General features: G+C 38.4%; 12 protein-coding genes and 3 pseudogenes. 2 read left to right on the top strand and 13 right to left on the bottom strand.

Annotated features, from left to right (window positions below; all coding sequences use genetic code 11):
• Window positions 1-2: 2 nt before the first annotated feature.
• From MMP60_RS12805 to MMP60_RS12815, 3 genes are read right to left on the bottom strand one after another with little or no spacing between them, the layout of a single operon-like run.
• The gene (locus MMP60_RS12805) at window positions 3-1,481 is read right to left on the bottom strand and encodes an efflux RND transporter periplasmic adaptor subunit (protein WP_241336715.1); all 1,479 of its coding nucleotides are present in this window, start codon (window positions 1,479-1,481) and stop codon (window positions 3-5) included.
• 10 nt (window positions 1,482-1,491) lie between these two features.
• Window positions 1,492-2,691 (bottom strand): TolC family protein, encoded by a 1,200-nt coding sequence (locus tag MMP60_RS12810; protein ID WP_241336717.1) that lies wholly within the window; start codon window positions 2,689-2,691, stop codon window positions 1,492-1,494.
• 46 nt (window positions 2,692-2,737) lie between these two features.
• Window positions 2,738-3,193: a hypothetical protein gene (locus tag MMP60_RS12815; protein ID WP_241336719.1), complete on the bottom strand. Its 456-nt coding sequence runs from the start codon at window positions 3,191-3,193 to the stop codon at window positions 2,738-2,740.
• Window positions 3,194-3,512: 319 nt separating this feature from the next.
• On the opposite strand from MMP60_RS12815, the pseudogene MMP60_RS12820 reads away from it, so the two are divergent.
• A pseudogene (locus MMP60_RS12820) lies at window positions 3,513-3,637 on the top strand (IS1595 family transposase); the annotation flags it as partial.
• A gap of 3 nt (window positions 3,638-3,640) precedes the next feature.
• Here MMP60_RS12820 and MMP60_RS15930 read toward each other — a convergent pair.
• The 5 genes and pseudogenes from MMP60_RS15930 to MMP60_RS12840 form a co-directional block, all read right to left on the bottom strand.
• Complete coding sequence (locus MMP60_RS15930; RefSeq protein WP_277603747.1) at window positions 3,641-3,772, bottom strand: hypothetical protein; 132 nt, start codon at window positions 3,770-3,772, stop codon at window positions 3,641-3,643.
• Window positions 3,773-3,948: 176 nt separating this feature from the next.
• Window positions 3,949-4,482 (bottom strand): hypothetical protein, encoded by a 534-nt coding sequence (locus tag MMP60_RS12825; RefSeq protein WP_241336720.1) that lies wholly within the window; start codon window positions 4,480-4,482, stop codon window positions 3,949-3,951.
• An 86-nt stretch (window positions 4,483-4,568) separates the two neighbouring features.
• Window positions 4,569-5,410 (bottom strand): annotated as a pseudogene (locus MMP60_RS12830) (IS5 family transposase); the annotation flags it as partial.
• A 365-nt stretch (window positions 5,411-5,775) separates the two neighbouring features.
• Window positions 5,776-6,237: a hypothetical protein gene (locus MMP60_RS12835; protein WP_241336722.1), complete on the bottom strand. Its 462-nt coding sequence runs from the start codon at window positions 6,235-6,237 to the stop codon at window positions 5,776-5,778.
• Window positions 6,238-6,250: 13 nt separating this feature from the next.
• Window positions 6,251-6,988 (bottom strand): annotated as a pseudogene (locus tag MMP60_RS12840) (hypothetical protein).
• A gap of 826 nt (window positions 6,989-7,814) precedes the next feature.
• Here MMP60_RS12840 and MMP60_RS12845 point away from each other — a divergent pair.
• On the top strand, window positions 7,815-9,092 hold the full coding sequence (locus MMP60_RS12845; protein ID WP_004912809.1) for a tyrosine-type recombinase/integrase: 1,278 nt from the start codon (window positions 7,815-7,817) through the stop codon (window positions 9,090-9,092).
• A gap of 112 nt (window positions 9,093-9,204) precedes the next feature.
• Here MMP60_RS12845 and MMP60_RS12850 read toward each other — a convergent pair whose 3' ends face one another.
• The 5 genes from MMP60_RS12850 to MMP60_RS12870 all read right to left on the bottom strand — a co-directional run bounded on the left by MMP60_RS12850 (window position 9,205) and on the right by MMP60_RS12870 (window position 16,029).
• Window positions 9,205-9,570 (bottom strand): copper-binding protein, encoded by a 366-nt coding sequence (locus MMP60_RS12850; RefSeq protein ID WP_004912811.1) that lies wholly within the window; start codon window positions 9,568-9,570, stop codon window positions 9,205-9,207.
• Window positions 9,571-9,603: 33 nt separating this feature from the next.
• Window positions 9,604-12,738, bottom strand: a complete 3,135-nt coding sequence (locus MMP60_RS12855) for an efflux RND transporter permease subunit (RefSeq protein WP_004912815.1) — start codon at window positions 12,736-12,738, stop codon at window positions 9,604-9,606.
• A gap of 14 nt (window positions 12,739-12,752) precedes the next feature.
• Entirely contained in the window at window positions 12,753-14,252 is a 1,500-nt protein-coding gene (locus MMP60_RS12860) for an efflux RND transporter periplasmic adaptor subunit (RefSeq protein WP_241336723.1), read from the bottom strand.
• Window positions 14,252-15,553: a TolC family protein gene (locus tag MMP60_RS12865; RefSeq protein ID WP_241336724.1), complete on the bottom strand. Its 1,302-nt coding sequence runs from the start codon at window positions 15,551-15,553 to the stop codon at window positions 14,252-14,254. The genes MMP60_RS12860 and MMP60_RS12865 overlap by 1 nt, the downstream gene beginning before the upstream one ends.
• An 80-nt stretch (window positions 15,554-15,633) precedes the next feature.
• Complete coding sequence (locus MMP60_RS12870; protein WP_002071399.1) at window positions 15,634-16,029, bottom strand: hypothetical protein; 396 nt, start codon at window positions 16,027-16,029, stop codon at window positions 15,634-15,636.
• Window positions 16,030-16,038: the final 9 nt, after the last annotated feature.

Raw genomic sequence — 16,038 nt, forward strand, 5'->3', positions numbered from 1 at the left:
CCTTAATGATCATGAGTAGCGCCAGATTTACCTAGCTCTGCTTTTAATAAATAAGAATTGCCTGCCGCATAAACCTGACCTGCTTTTAAGCCTGACTTAACTTCAACAAACCCGTTATATTTTTCACCCAACTCTAATGGACGTGCTTCAAAATCATTGCCTACACGAATGAACACCACATCCCAATCACGGAAGTTTTGTAAAGCATCTTCACGAACCACCATCGGCTTCAAGCTTTGATTTTCAAAAATATGTGCGGTGATCAATTGACCTGAACGCCATTTAAATTGGTTGGCAATTTCAACAAAGACTTGGGCAGTACGTGTTTTGGGATCAATGACATCACTGATGTATTTGATCGTACCCAGTGCTTCTTCTGTGCCCGATTGAATTTGGGGTTTTACAGTCACCTTAGCATTCGGGTTAATTGTATTCAGCTTATCCGCAGGAACATTGACCACTGCAAGTAACTGAGATGTATTGGCAATTTTAAATAATGGCGAAGCTGGTGTGACATTTGATCCAATTGCCCCTAGCACTTGTAAAACAGTACCAGACATCGCAGCCCGAACTTCAATTGTACCGTTGCCTGAACCACCATAAGAGCTGATTAAATTGTTCAATTCATTGGCACGAATCTGAGCATCATCAAATTCACGCTTTGCATTAATGTAGTCAATTTCAGGTGATACTCGTTTTTGAAATAGCGTTCGCTCTTGCTCCATTTTTTTACGTGCAAATTGCAAATTATCCACTGCAATAGAACGCTCAGCATTTAAGCGGATCAAGTCTTGGCTTTGTACTGTAGCTAATAAATCACCTTGACTTACTTTATCGCCAATCGTGCGATATGTTTTGATGAGTGTTCCACTTGCTTTCGGTGTGATAAAACTTTCAAAATTATCAGGGAACTTCAATTCTCCTTTTAACTCTAAAGCATTTTCAAACATCATGAATTCAACTTTTAAAAGCTCTAAGCCGCTGCTCTTGATACTACTGTCTAACATGGTGACACGACCTTCTTTTGTGTCCCATTTCCATGTATGTTTTTTACCTTGATAATCAACATTGACAATCATCAAAAATGAATGTGGTTCATAGACAATTTCATTACCGATCAAGTAATCACTCTCTGGTTTAAATTGAATATTTTGCTCCGCATCCAAACGTTTGATATAGACATTTGCCGTTAACGCTTCAGGTTTAAGCGGTTTATCTTTGAAATACCCATAAACACGGAGATGTGGTTCTACGCCCTGCTCAAAGATTTTCACTTCCGCTGAGAAATCCCCATCACGATATAAACGTCCACCATGAGGTCCTTTCTCGTCACCCGCTACTGCAACTTTTTCTGCTGTTGCTTCCCCATGTGCTGAAGAAGACTGAGTTTTTTGACCTGTCTTGTACCATGCCACAGCGCATAACACGACAAGCAAGGCAATAATGCCCGTAGCAATTAAAGTATTGGTTGGTTTATTCATATTCTTGCCCTTATTCTTGATCTAAATGAGTAATGTAATTGCGCTCGACTTCTGCAATTTCTGTCTGCAAAGCCAACCACAAATCGAATCGAGCAAGATGTTTGTCTAACCAAATTTGCTTAATGCTATTGAACTCAAGTAACGAGTTTTTCCCTGCTTGGTATCCCATCTCTGCAATGCGAAGACTTTCATTGGTTGCGGGCAAAACGGTTTGATCATATTGATGGATCACATCGATTAAGTTAGAAACCTCAATAGACTTGTTTTCCAGTTCAATTTTAGAATTACGGCTAACCCATACAGACTGCGTTTCAGCTTTCATCTGTTCCGCTTGGGCAATCGCAATATTGCCTTTATTTCGGTTGAAGATATTGAGTGGTATTGAGGTTGAAACTTGGAAGACCTTGTCATTGGTTTCTTGATAGTTTTTGACCCCAACACCCAAAGTGATATCAGGTATTGCTTCTTTACGGGCGAGTTCAAATTGTGTCTTTTTCAATTTTGAACTCAGAATCGCTTCTTGCTCAGCCAAACTAATTTTGTCTGTGAAATTAAAACTTAGAGGAACTTCTAAAGCGTTAATTGGTAGATTTGATGTGAACTTAGAGCACAGATTCTTCTGAAACTGCCCCTTTTTCACTTCATTTTGATAACGCAGTTTTGATTCAGATGAAAGTGCTGCACTGAGCTGAGCATCCGAAGGAATGACTCGCCCAAACTTGAACCTTTCCGAAAGAACATTGGCTTGTCTTGCATTCAATTTACTTTCTGATGAGTAAATTTCAGCACGTTGAGTTGCCACATACCAGTTCGCCATACAGATTCTTAAATCTGCTTTGAGTTCAGCCTGACGCTTTGCTATTTCAAACTGATTACGATCACCTTGAAAACTCGCAATCTGTTTTCTCAAGGAAAGTTTATTACTGAGAGGAATCTCTTGCGACAGTCCCAACAAGGTTGTTGGGCCATCCAAATCCTTCAGCTTAGAATTACCGAGATTATCCAACTCCACATTGAAAGTCGGATTATTTAATCTGCCAGCAAACTTTTGGTTGATTTCATAAGCTTGCTCGGACTGCTGTAAGCTATTGAGTACAGCATCACTTGCGATTACCTGCTTTTGTAGTTCAGCATAATTCGTTTCTGCGAATACATTTACTGCTGTTACTACAAAACCACAGGTCAGAAATATCTGATATTTTTTAGACATGACTCTACCTATACAAAAAAATTAAAATTATTTTTGTATAGAAAGATCAATTACGTAGGACGATTAGGTCTTTAGAGTAAGTATAAGAATTACTAAATACGAGAGGGGGACGCCGCTTTACAAAGGCTCGATAAACGGGCTTTTCAAAAAACTGAAAAAAGAATAAAACAAGTGGAAGTGCGAAACTAAGAATAAAGACAGGATCTATGCTTAGATCACCATCAGAAGAAATAGGCTTCACCGAATGATGATAAATTGGCTCATCAAAATTCTTCCAAGTATGTGTTTCTACATCATGATCAGTCGTACTTGTAAAAGAATCATCTGAGTGCTGCAAAGACCAATGACTAGATGCATCATCTTCCACAACGATACTCAGTTCATGTTGGTGTTCAATATTTTCAAGTAAAACAGGCACCCATGCATGAACTCCCGTAATTGTTATCGTAAACAAAAACAGGATAAATGCGAGTATAAGCTTAGACAACCTACTTGAACGCATGACGATGGACATACTTCTGATTCGCTAACAAAATACTAAAAAGTGTTATTAAAGTAAATCTATTTACTCAGACATTGATAAACAAATGTATCTAAAACTAATTTTACTATTTTTGTCAAAAAATAAGGGCATCTTCATCCATCATTTCATAAATAGGTGAACGATAGATGCCTGTATATGGCTCTTAAAAGCCAATTTTAATAGTTAAGATGAGTCAATTATTTACTATTTATTTAGGAGCTTAGAAAGTTAAGCATATTAAAAAATATAGTAACTGCCTTATATGAAAGCAAAAAATAGATATTATTCTCGTTGAAGAATCGCAGAAGCAAAACTCAGGCAAATCATTCGCTTTTTGCCATGGATTTTACTGCATCTGATACTGCTAAACTTACCAATATTTCTGTTCTCTCCATCAATACAATCTATATCAAATTGCGCAAATGTTTAATCATTGATTCGTTGTAACGTTTTTGGATCTACTGCAAAACTTTTGATAAGTTTTTCAGAATTATTTCTAATCAATTTCCAGTCTTTTAAATGGACTCTTGCAAAACGTGCCTCTAATTGAACTTTCATAAAAGGCTCTAGATTCCAACGCATATTACATCTTGGAGCAGACCGCCCCGTAACTACAGAATTGGTACAACGAATTAAAGTAATCACTGTCCCTGCATTATCCTTTTGTAAATACTGATCTTTCGTTTCTGTATATCCTGAAAAACTTACCCATTCAGAATGAGGACTATATTTATCTAAGTCAAATTCTTGTTTATTTGTGGGGATATATATATATAATGAGTCTCCACCATGTTACTCTTAGATATTATTTTTGAATCAACTGTCGAGTTTATAAATGCGGCTGTTAGGTCTGGATGATAACGAATTCCAGCATCTAAACCTATACTGACCCATTGATTATAAGGCGAGTCTATTTCTGCTTTATATTGCCGATAAGATTCTTGTGGTGCTCCTTGATAGGTATTCAATGCAATACCTGTGGTATATTTCATTTGCACACCGAATGAGGTAATAACCGAATTAAAATCACGAGGAGGTGCTTTATATCCCTTATAACGATGCTCACGAACTAATACAGGGGAATCCTCATACTCCAACCACTCCACCTCCTCTCCTAGAAGGACAGACTTACCCCCCAAATTCCCTACTCGATAAGGTAATCCATGAGGTCCCATAGGTGCTTTAAATTTAGGTTCTTTATTCTGTTTCTGCTCACAGGCTGTTAAAAACAGTGAACTAAAACAAAAAATTAATATTATTTTTTTCATTCAATTATCCATTAATCTTTTCAATGTTTTTGGATCTACTGCAAAACTCTGGATGAGTTTTTCAGAATTTTTTCGAATTAACTGTCAAAATTCCTAGCACTGAGTTTATCACCTAATAACTTGATGCAATGCATCTTAGTTTCAACCAAACTTCTCCGATGATAGCCTGACCATTTTTTCCATAGTGTCCTGCCTAAACGTTTAACTGTTCGAAGTAATTCATTTCGCTCCTGAGAATGTGCTTTTGTATCTTTCCATGGTCTTGCATTTTTTCTGAGTGGAATCACCGCATACGCTTGTCGATCCGCAATGACTTGACGACATCTTTTTGTGTCATAAGCACCATCGGTATAGACAGAGTCTATTCACTCATCAAGTGGAATCTGACCAAGTAAATCATCGATTACCTGTGAATCACCGATATTGTTCGTTATGAGCTGAACGACCCGTATTTGCAATGTTTCAGCATCTATATCAATGTGGAGTTTACGCCATTGGCGACGATATTCAGGCTGATGTTTCTTCCTTTTCCATTCACCTTCACCTAAAAACTTTAAACCTGTAGAGTCCACGAACAAGTGAAGCCATCACTACTTTTTTGATAGCGAATTGCAATATCAATATACTTCTGTCTTCTGCACAGCGTGGAATAATCTGGTGCTGTCCAATCTAATCCACAGAGTTTAACTAGACTCTGAACAAAGCCTGTGACCATACATAAAGAAAGAGGAAACAGAGCTTTGATCATTAAACAGCACTGAATTACGGTATCAGAATAGGTTTGATTTCTACCATGCTTAGCTTGTGGCTGAGCATACAATTGAGTCTGAGTGTCAAACCAAATGGAGATGTTTCCTCTGTTTATTAATGCTCTGTTATAAGAGGACCAATTGGTTGTGCGATAAATTTTGGGTGCAAGTTTCTTCATTTGGAAATTATATTGCTGAAGAAGCCTTTAAGAACAGCTTTGTGCAACAAAGCCAACCACAATTAAAAATAATTAATACAACTTAAAAATTCGATTATGTTTTGGTTGTAGCACATAAACTATGTCTGAATATGGATCTACAATATAAAAACCACTTCCATCCTCAACCTGCTTCTTATACCACTCCACAGATTTAAAATTAAAATAATAGGGGTATATGTTAGTTAATTGCGTCTCAAAATAATCATATATGCCATATTTTTTATATTCAGAACCTCTATAATAGTCACTATTATCGTAAATACAATTCAGTTTTTTATTTATTAATGATATTGGAGAAATATTATAAAAAACTAAATCATAATTTAAATTCTCAAAACCACCACTATCACCCACAAACTGAATTCTGTTTTTTCATAAAATGAAATTATTGCATCATAATTTCTCAAATCTAAATTTTTAATATTTATATATATTTTTTTCGCATTTAACTTCTCATCTTCCTGATACTTTATTTTATCATCAAAGTATTGATTAATTTCTTTCACACCTTTTGTTTTAATCAAATATTCGGATACTTGTTTATTTAATTTATATACAAAAAAACCACACTCTACATATTTAATCACATTATTACCAGATTCCCCTCCAGCATCATAAGAAAACTCATAATATTCAGCCATAAACTCTAGTTCTGCACCAGAAAATAATTGGATAAATTTATCCTTTCTTGTAACATCTACATCACCTGCAGTAAATTTTGATTTTACCCATGGGTACAGTCCAAAATATATAATTGAAACAATGATAAATAATATAATCAGCAACCATTTCCATACATTAATAATTTTTATCCTTTTTATTACTGAGTAGATTATTAGGTCTCATTTTCTCAACCTCATTAAACAAGCTAAAAGTCTAATTAACATAATTAACTACACCTGAAATTTGATCCATATAGCACATCAGCTCTGGTGTCTTCTCAGCTTGAATAAGTTTTATCGTTCGTGAGGGATCATAACCATCAAACTGGCAGTAAAATAAAGGCTCACCCCGCTTTAGAATTAAATCTTTTGAAGTGTCATGCCATTCAAATGCCCACATCAGTGGACGAGGCCAAATATGAATCGGAAAACGTCCACCAAAGATGGTGCCCGGCAGTGGATTCTTACGATAATGCCCAAAAGCATCGAGTTGAGTGAGATACACAACTTCATCTGCAATAAAACAATAAGGAAGTTTAAGTTGTAAAATTGGAACTTGTGGGGTACGCCATTCATTTTCATTAACGAGTGTGAGCAGCTCTCTCAATTTATTGGCACGTACAGGGGACTGATCGCCCAATACATTGACTAAAGTTGGCTTACCTTGCGTATCTCTGTTAAAGCGTAGGTGAAAGTCAAAAGGACAATTAATCACAAAATAGCGACTCTCAAGTTGTAACACAGCAGGACAGCGACTTGCTGATTTTGCATGTTTCGTTTGGGATTGTGAACGCATCCGATAAGGTGGTTCATACAGAAGAGATGCTTTATCCTCTGTTAAAAACCAACCCACTTGGATTGGCCCTTCCCCTATATTTTTTTAATCATCTTCGATTGCGAAATAAATATGCATATTTAACTGTTCTTTTGTTTATTTTCACTTTAACACAAGAAAACAAATAAAATACAGAACGGTATGTTTAAAATCTAATTTTAGATCAACTATTCTGAATTAGAAAATAATGGGATTGTTTTTAATGCCCCATTCATTACCAATTCAGAGCCTGCACCAATTGACGTGTGTAGACTGCCCTTGTACTAGTCCCAAGAACATAACTATTACGATCTCAATCAGCCCTATGTTGGAGAACGGTTAAAAGTATAAAAGCCCAGCTCGTTGATTCTGATTTCTAGCTTCGCGTTAACGATCATAATCCAACTATCTCCATCGAACGAAATCTATACTAAAACTCAACACCCTCTCTGATGTGCAATCTATTAATGCTGAGGATCTTTTTATGTAAATCAGCAATAAATACCATACGCTTTTCATAAAAGCGCAAAATAAATTTCCAGGAACTTTGATCTTCATTTTTCTTCTGTTATTTGTTTATGGAATTCCCAACTGCCTAATTTGCTTTTCCTATTCTAACCTTATCAATCCAAACTAGTTAAATTTAATCCAAAGTTTGATGAGGGAGTGAATATATAGACAAAAAAATAAGCTCTTGTAAAAACAAGAGCTTATTTAGATATTTGGCGGAAGCGGTGTCCGTCTAACACTAATCCCAAGAAGTCCAAAACAATATTATAAATTAATATTTTTCAATTAATTACAATTATACCCATCCAACCTAGTCTTGTCTAATCCGACCATTTCCAGTATTTTATGAGGGGTAGGTTGAGGGGTAAATAAAAGAATGCCAAAGAAATCCAAAGAGCTTTCTGCACTCAGTGTAGCAAGAATTAAAGAGACTGGTCGATACCACGTAGGCGGCGTTGATGGTCTTTGTTTAAATGTTGAAAGAGATTCCCGTGTCTGGATTTTACGTGCCGTTGTGGGAAAACGTCTGGATAAAGATGGAAAATTAAAACCTCATCGCCGTGATATTGGTATTGGCCCCTACCCTGAAGTTTCCTTGGCAGAAGCCCGTGCCAAAGCCGCTGAATTAAAATTACAAATACGAAATGGGATTGATCCTATTGTGCATAAACAGGAACAGCTTGAAAAGCTGCATGTCCAGCAACTACGGAATAAAACATTCATGGAATGTGCAAAAGTTGTTATTGCCAATAAAACCCGTGAACTCAAAAATCAAAAGCATATCGGACAATGGTCAACAACACTGGAAACCTATATCTATCCAACGCTGGGTGATCTCACCATTGGCACCATTACCAAAGTAGATATTGCTGAAGCTCTCAAACCAATCTGGATTGAAAAAAATGAAACAGCCAGACGTATTCGTGGTCGTATAGAAACCATTTTTGATTATGCCAAGGCTATGGGATATTTTGAGGGTGACAACCCTGCTGAATGGAAAGGCAATCTTGAACCTATATTAGGTAACTTAAAGCAGGAATCACGCCCACATCCATCCCTGCCTTATGAACAGGTTGCTGAGTTTATCCAGCATTTAAGACAGAAAAAAGGGATTTCCCCTAAAGCTCTGGAATTTGCGATTTTAACTGCATGTCGATCTGGTGAGATTTTTGGGGCTAAATGGCAGGAAATTGATTTTAAGAATAAGGTTTGGATTATTCCTAAAGAACGGATGAAAGCAGAAAAGGAACATCGCGTACCTTTGTCTGAAGAAGCCATCACGTTGCTTGAATCAATCAAAAATCATACTCAAGCACAAGATTTCATTTTCCCTGCCCCACGTTCTGGAGAAATGCTTTCTGATATGTCATTAACCACATTGATCAAACGGATGCATGAGCAGAAGCTTAAAGAAGATGGCTTAGGCTATATTGATCCAAAACAAAATCGTGTGGTTACAACACACGGTTTCCGTTCTACATTCCGTGATTGGTCAGCCGATAAAACGGATTATTCACGGGAAGTTTGTGAGCATGTACTTGCCCATAAACTACCCGATGAAGTTGAAGCTTCTTACTTACGTGGAGGGTACCTTGAAAAACGTAAAGGTTTAATGGCTGATTGGACTGAATTCTGTTGTACACACTTTAACTAGACATCATAAAACGAATGCTTCAGCCTTAGATGGCTGAAGCATTCGTTTTAAAGGGAATTAAACAGATTTTTTTACAGGCTCTGTACTCTTGATATTAGTTATACTTTTGACATTACTTGTTTTCTGGTTTAACACTTACGATTGTGTAAATTTCACCATCTGCTTTTAATTCAAAATCAACTTTTTGCCCTACTGCAAGCCCATTTAACAACTTAGGATCTGCAACCTTAAAACCCATTGTCATTGCTGGCCATTTAATCGCTGCAATTGCCTCATGATTGAGTGTCAAAATATTTTCTTTCGTATTAATAGCCGTAATAACGCCAACAGCTTGAGCTGTCATTGCTGTAGATGATTCTTTACTCATCTGCTCCATAGGTGCTTCCGCTTTCTTTTGCTCTGATGCCTCATTTTTACTACAAGCGCTTAACGTAGCAATAGTTGCAACAAGAGCTACAATTTTCATAAATTTAAACATAATAAAACCTCTTTGAACGAAATAATAAAACTATCAAGATTTTGATAGTTTCCTTTTGATTAGAAGTTGGTAGGCAGCGGGGATAACAAACATTGATAAAAGCGGAGCTGAAATCATGCCTCCAACCATCGGTAAAGCAATACGGCTCATCAATTCAGAACCTGTTCCAGTCCCCAAAAGAATAGGAAGTAGCCCGACTAAAATTACAGCTACAGTCATCGCTTTTGGGCGAACACGTAGAACAGCCCCTGTACGAAGTGCGTCATTGAGCTGTTGTTCAGTTAAGGATTTTTCAGAAGACTGCGTTTGTTGTATGGCTTGCTTTAAATAAAACAACATGACCACACCAAACTCTGCGGCAACACCCGCAAGTGCAATAAAGCCTACTGCTATGGCAATTGAAAAGTTATAGCCACTGAAATACATTGCCCAAATACCACCGATTAAAGCGAATGGTAGAGTCAGCATAATCAGAGCGGCATCTTGTACTTGTCTAAAAATCAAATAGAGCAATAGAAAAATGATCATCAAAGTGATTGGTATCACCACCTTTAGACGAGCATTTGCTCTTTCCATAAACTCAAATTGACCTGAATAACTAATACTCATACCCGCAGAGCGTTTCACTTGTTCATCAATAGATCGTTTCAAATCCTGAACTACAGAAGCTAAATCACGCTCTTGTACATCAACATAGACCCAACCACTTGGGCGAGCATTCTCACTTTTTAGCATTGGGGGGCCATCAGTGATTTGAATATTGGCAATGCTACTCAAAACAATTTGCTGACCTGATTCAGTCAGAATTGGTAGATTCCTTAAGGCTTCAAGTGAATCTCGGATTTCTCGTGGATAACGTACATTAATAGGATACCTAGCTAATCCCTCAACAGTTTCCCCAATATTCTCCCCACCAATTGCTGATGACACAATTTGCTGTACATCATTGATATTAAGACCATAACGTGCAGCTTGCTTTCGATTAATATCGATATCAACATATCGCCCACCTGTGAGTCGTTCAGCTAAAGCTGAGCTAACACCGGGTATCTTTTTGGCAACCTGTTCAATTTGTTGTGCGACCCGATCAATATCTTGCAAATCATTTGCTGAAATCTTAATCCCGATTGGGCTTTTAACCCCAGTTGCCAACATATCAATTCGGTTACGAATAGGTGGCACCCAGATATTTGTTAAACCCGGTACTTGAACCGCTTTATCCAGTTCTTTTACTAACTTGTCGGGTGTCATACCTGAACGCCATTCAGATCGCGGTTTAAACTGAATCGTGGTTTCAAACATTTCTAAAGGTGCTGGATCTGTAGCTGACTCTGCTCGCCCAGCTTTACCAAATGCCGTGGCAACCTCTGGAACAGTTTTAATCATTCGATCAGTCTGTTGAAGTAACTCAGAAGCTTTTGCTGCGGACAATCCCGGTAAAGCCGAAGGCATATACAGTAAATCACCTTCATCCATATTGGGCAGGAACTCTCCACCTAAGCGAGTTAAAGGGAAAAGACTGAGAAGAAAAATGAATGATGCACCAAATAAAGTTGTCTTTGGATAAGCTAAGACCTTATCCAACATCGGACGGTATATTTTGATTAGAAAACGGTTTAATGGATTGCATTGTTCAGAGGGTAACTTCCCTCGAATCCAGTACCCCATCAAAATTGGAATCAGTGTAATTGATAACCCTGCGGCAGCGGCCATGGCATAAGTTTTAGTAAATGCCAATGGAGAAAACAGTCGTCCTTCTTGTGCTTGTAAAGTAAAAATAGGAATAAAGGATAAAGTAATGATGAGTAAACAGAAAAATAAAGCAGGTCCAACCTCACTAGCAGAATGCGTAATGATGTCCCAACGCTCTTGTGTTTTTAAAACTTGATCAGGATGTTCATGTTGCCAAGCTTCGATATGCTTATGTGCGTTTTCGACCATAACCACAGCGGCATCGACCATAGCGCCAATTGCAATGGCAATACCACCCAATGACATGATATTGGCATTTAGTCCCTGATAATACATCAATAAAAAAGCTGACAAGATTCCCAAGGGCAAAGAAACAATCGCAACCATTGCTGAACGTAAATGCCAGAGGAATAATCCACAAACCAAAGCCACCACAATAAATTCTTCAATCAATTTATGGCTTAAATTTTCTACAGCCCGATCAATCAATTGACTGCGATCATATACTGGAACAACTTGCACGCCTTTCGGTAGACTCTGTTGTAATTCGGCAAGTTTTTCTTTTACAGCAGTAATGGTTTCACGTGCATTTTTACCAGCACGTAAAATCACAACACCTCCAACGGTTTCTCCTTGTCCATTAAGTTCAGTAATTCCACGACGCATTTCAGGTCCGAGTTGAATCGTTGCAACCTCTCCAAGAGTGATTGGGATGCCTAAACCGTTCGTACGTAATGGGATCTGCCGAAAATCTTCTAATGTTTTTAAATAACCAGAAGCTCTTACCATATATTCAGTTTCAGCCATTTCTAGGACTGAACCGCCAGTTTCCTGATTTGCCTTTTGAATTGCCTCAATGATACTTCGTTGAGTTATACCGAATGCTGCCATCTTGGTAGGGTCTAAAACAATTTGATACTGCTTAACCATTCCCCCAATTGTGGCAACCTCAGCCACATTCGGTACTGTCTTTAGTTCATACTTCAAAAACCAGTCTTGTATGCTTCGCAGTTGTGAGAGATCATGTTGCCCTGTTGGATCAACCAAAGCATATTCGTAAATCCAACCAACACCTGTAGCATCTGGTCCTAATGAAGATTTTGCATTTGTAGGCATTCGCCCTTGTATTTGATTCAGATATTCCAACACGCGAGAACGTGCCCAGTAAAGATCAGTATGTTCATCAAAAATGATATAAACAAACGAATCACCAAAAAAAGAATAGCCCCGAACAGCTTTAACACCGGGCACTGATAACATGGTCGTTGTTAAAGGATACGTCACCTGATTTTCAACAATTTGTGGTGCTTGACCGGGAAAATTAGTTCGCACAATAACTTGTACATCAGACAGATCTGGCAAAGCATCAACCGGAGTATTTTTGACAGCCCAAGTTCCCCAAACGGCAAGAACTACAGCAGCTAATAAGACAAATACTCGATTTGCAATTGAAAAACGAATAATACGGGTGATCATGATGGTTCTCCCGTTTAGTTCTTCATAGATGTCATAGACATCTTGGAAATGTCAGAAATCACATAAGCATCCCCAACATGTGTAAAGCGGAAACTGACCTGATCTCCTTGCTGAATTTGGGTAAATGGTTGTACTGGTTGTTTAAAGCCCATGGTCATAGCCCCCCAACCCAACTCAGCAATTGCCTGATGTGAAATGGTAATGTCTTGAGCTGTAACTTTTTCCACTTTACCAATGCCTTGGTATATTGATGCCTTAGTTACTTGAGATGAAGTAATCGATTGTCCAGTGTTTAACTTATCCAGTACACCCTGTAAATTGGCCTCAGAATCAATTATGAATTGTCCCGAAACCACTACTTTCTGACCAGCGTTCAAACCCTGTAGAATTGCTATTTTATTTCCATCACTCTGCCCTAACTGTACAACAACAGGTTCAAAACGCCCTTGTTCATGTGCCACAATGACGATATTACGAGTACCGGTACGTATAACAGCTTGCTCTGGCACAACTAAACTGCTTTGAGGATTGTTGGAGAATTTGACAGAAGCAAACATTCCTGGCTTGAGTTGTCCCTCTCTATTGGGTAACTCAATACGAACTTTTATGGTTCTGCTTGTGGTATCTAGTGTTGGTAAAATATCAATGACTTTACCAGACACTTTTTGAGGATATGCAGCAAAAGTTGCTTCGACTTTAGCACCTCGTTTTATTCCAGCAATTTGCGTTTCAGGCACTGCTGCTTCTAACCAAATTGGATTAATTCCTTTAATTGAAGCAAGTGTTTGCCCCATAGTTAAAGTCATTCCACTATGAACTTCTAATGAGTCAATGAATCCACTTATAGGAGCACTCAAAGTCATATTAGATTGTACTTGATGTGTTTGTTCGACTTGATGGATCACATTTGGTGGGATTCCCAGAAGCCGTAGGCGTTGTCGACTTGCTTGAATAAGAGAACGGTCTCCTATTTTAAGTACTGCCAAAAACTCGGTCTGCTCCCCAGTCCATTCTGGTATTGAAATATCAGCAATCGGGCTCCCTTCGGTCACCATATCTCCAACAGCATGCCCATACACTCGCTGAACAAAGCCACTTGCTCTAGTTTGTAAAATAGCTGTTTGCCGTTCATTTGCTTGTAATATGCCATTAGTAAACATGGCATTTCCAATTACAGCCTGTTCAACAGTGCCGTAACGGATGGCTAAATTTTGTTGAAGAGATGGATCTATTTTGACTGTAGGACGACTTTCATCCGTCATCGCAGTATTTTCGTCTGCATATTTAGGTACCAGTTGCATGTCCATAAATGGAGACTTGCCTGGCTTATCAAAATGCTGTTCTGGTTTCATTGGATCGTACCAATAAAGCACTTTAGCATCCTGCTTCTGGCTTACCGATGCCGATTGAGAACCCTCTTCCTGATGAGCAAACCAATATCCGGCACCGCCACCTACGACAAGACTAATTGTGGCAACTCCCATGACAGTCATTGCCAATTTATTTCTTAACATTATGGCTGCTCCTCAGCATGGTTTAAGGTCGGTTCTACAAAAGAAAAATAGAGCTGGGCTTTGATCATTGCTTGCTGTTGTTGTAAATCGATGAGGCGTAATCGCTGATTTAGTAATGCTTGTCGTGTCTCAATGACATCTGACAAATTGGCTTTACCAGCCTGATAACTTGCTAGCTGTAAATTTACTTTTTGTTTAGTCAAAGGAAGTGTACTTTGAACTGTACGTTGGATTTGTTGATCAAGGGCTTTTAAGTCCGATAGCCCCTCATCTAACATGGTGCGATGCTCGCGGTATTTTATCTCCTGATCTGCTGTAATCCTGTTTTGTTCCGCTAAAATGGCTTGAACCAATGAACTACTTCGTTTTTTTGAAAATACTGGTAGTTCCGTTGTCAGTTGCACACCAATCATATCTCCAAATTCAGGAGCACGGTGCTGATAGGCAAACTCGATACTCCAATCTGATTTTTGTAGGGCTTGAGCTTGCTTAAGTTTGGCTTCAGCAGTTTGCCTTTCTGCTTGAAATGCTTTCAATTCAGGATGTTGATGCAGATGATTATATAAACGTGATGTATCAAAATTAATTACAGGTTCTTGGCTAGGCAAACTTTCTATTTCAGTTGTACGACTAGAATCCGCACTGATTAATCGGTGTAATTCTAGCTTTGCTTTATTTAAATCTCGAAGTAAATCATCTTTTTGATCAAGTAAAACCGTTTTGTCCAGCTTAGGGGAAATCGCATTAGTAACCATAGTCCGACCAGATGTAACCTGTGTCTGCGTAATCTGGGATAACAATCCATTTTCTGAAAGAAGGTCATCATATAAGGCCAGTTTACGCTCAAGATAAAAACGCTTAAGCCATACCGATGCTACTTTTTGACGTAACTCAATACGAAGAATTTCTGTCTGAGCATTAGCTGAACCCAATTCAGCTTTTGCTAATTCTATTTCGGCCAATCTTTTGGCACGATTTGGAAAATCTTGCATGATGCCAATCTTTTGCATCGTCATGCCTTCTTGTGTGACTGACCATGCGGCATCGCCAGACACGGGGTAATTATCTAAGCCAACAAACAGTTTAGGATTGGGTAAGATACCGGAAGCTGAAACCATATTCTCAGCCCCTTCAATTTGGGCACTATTTACTCTTAAAGTTGGAGCATATTGCTCGGCAAGCTTCAAAGCTGTATCCAAAGTCAGTGGCTGGGCATAGACTTGACCATAGACTAGAGAAAAACAGATCACACCTATCGGCCATCTCACCCTGCGAGATAGCTTTTCTTTATAAAATTTCATATTTTTAGCTCTAAAATGATATACACGCGCACGCGCAGAACATCCATAAAAAATGCTATGAATGACGAAGAATTATCAAATTAGTTAGAGCGTGGGGGCTTCCATAAACCTGAAGGGTATGGAGCAGGAAGATTTTGATCTGGAAAATAAAAGACTGATCGCTCTACGGGTGAGAATACCGTTGAGTGCAAAATGCTTTGAGGATCACTGGCGTACGCAATTTTGGCAAAAGACATAATGCAATCTTGCTCAGACATACAGGAAGGATCATGTAGCGTTTTTTTGACCTTTGCTTCAACTTTCATACAGTCGGTATGCATCATATCCTGGTTTTGAGATGCTTCCATTTGCATGGATTTCATCTGTTCAGATGGCATTAAACACCGCTTATGTACAGACGAAGCAGCAGCAGCCGATCCTACTAAAAGGATAGCAAACGATAAAAACAGCGATAGGCATGTTTTTAACCACTGCATAATGTCATG

Origin of the sequence: Acinetobacter sp. ANC 4805, assembly GCF_022549495.1 — a bacterium.
Lineage (GTDB): Bacteria > Pseudomonadota > Gammaproteobacteria > Pseudomonadales > Moraxellaceae > Acinetobacter.